The following is a 1,511-nucleotide window of genomic DNA, read 5'->3' on the forward strand; positions in this document are numbered from 1 at the left end:
TCTTCTTCCTCAAAGGTATCCACATACCGGGGAATGTTGAGGTTGCACTCGTTCTCGGTGATCTCCTCCCACTCGACAACACGAGCATGCTTGGCGAGATCAGCGGGGCCATTGTAGAGGGTGATCAGCTCCTCGGCGACATCATGTATAGCCTGGCAGTCTTCGGCGGCACGCTTCTTCGCCTCAGCGATCTTCTCGTCGCGCTCCTCCAGCTTCTTCAGCGGGCGCTCCAGCGACTTCTCCACCTTGGCAATCTCGCGATCTCCCTTGCTGATCTCGGTCTTCTTCACCTCAAGCATGAGCTTGCGCTCCATAAAAGAGATCTTCTGGCGCAGCTCCTTAACCTTCTGCTCCCACTCCTCGTACTCAGCCTTGATGCGCTCGATTTCCAGTGCCTCGTCGCGCCCGACGATTCCATGCAGACGATCCCGGTGGAAGTAGGCGAGCGATGCAGCTTTCAGCGGATCACCAAAGGCGTGGTAGTGAACCAGGATTCGCATCACGTCCTGGGGGCGAAGCTGGTTCTGGGCCGAGAGCTCCCGGTAGTGCCGTGCGGCATAAACGAGCTGCGTCTTCCCAGCACGCTCCGAGGCGCGGTTCTTGTTGAGAATTAGAAGGCAAGCAGGGACGCCCGCCCCGTAGAAGATGTTGAGCGGCAGTGCGATCACCGCGTCCAGCATCCCAGACTCCAGAATGCCACGACGAATCAGGTACTCATCGTCGGCCTTGCGACGGCGTACCTTGGGCTCTCCGTTCTTATCGAACTCGCCGGTCTCTTCCTCGATCTCCGGCTGGCCTCGGAAGAGTACCCCCTGCGGACAGACCACACCACAGCGACCTGAGTCGTTGGCCGAGGCGATGATGTGCTGGATAAAAGCGAAGTCACCGTTGCTAGTAGGGGGTTGTCCAAAAGAGAAGCGGTTGTAGCGATCCTTGTACCCATCGGTGGCAACGGACTTCTTTGCCTTCTTGATCTCGTCTTCGGTGCGCTTGCTCTCTGGCAGAAACCACTCTGAGTCGGAGAAAGGGAAATTGGCGATGACCACACTGAAGCGATCCAGCGTACCGTTTGTGAGGAACTGAGGATCGGTCAGGGTAGACTTGCCTCCCGCTATCTTCCCTTCCAGTCCGTGGAGCAGGAGGTTGATCTTGGCGATGGCGTAGGTCTGCCAGTTCATTTCCTGGCCGAAGTACTGTAGCTCGCTCGTGCTGTGGTTGTTCTCTTTCAGGAAGTCGGCGGAGTGTACTAGCATCCCACCGGAGCCGCAGGTAGGGTCGTAGATCGTCTCACCGGGCTTAGGTTCCAGGCAACGGATGAGAATATCCACTACCTCGGGAGGCGTAAAGAACTCTCCGGCTTTCTGGCCCGCATCATCGGCAAACTTCTTGATCAGATACTCATAGGCTCGCCCAAGAATGTCCGGCTCCACATTGGCGTTGGAGAGATTCATCTCCGGAGCATTGAAGTGATTGACCAGGGCAGCAACGACTTCATTGGCGATGAGCTGCGT

At 57.1% G+C, this 1,511-nt stretch carries 1 protein-coding gene; it reads right to left on the reverse strand.

The window, feature by feature from the left end; all coding sequences use genetic code 11:
• The coding region (locus ACH2EH_RS14080; RefSeq protein ID WP_395142676.1) for an N-6 DNA methylase at nucleotides 1–1,511 on the reverse strand (1,511 nt) is incomplete at both ends.

The sequence above is a fragment of the Armatimonas sp. genome (genome assembly GCF_043760365.1).
Lineage (GTDB): Bacteria > Armatimonadota > Armatimonadia > Armatimonadales > Armatimonadaceae > Armatimonas.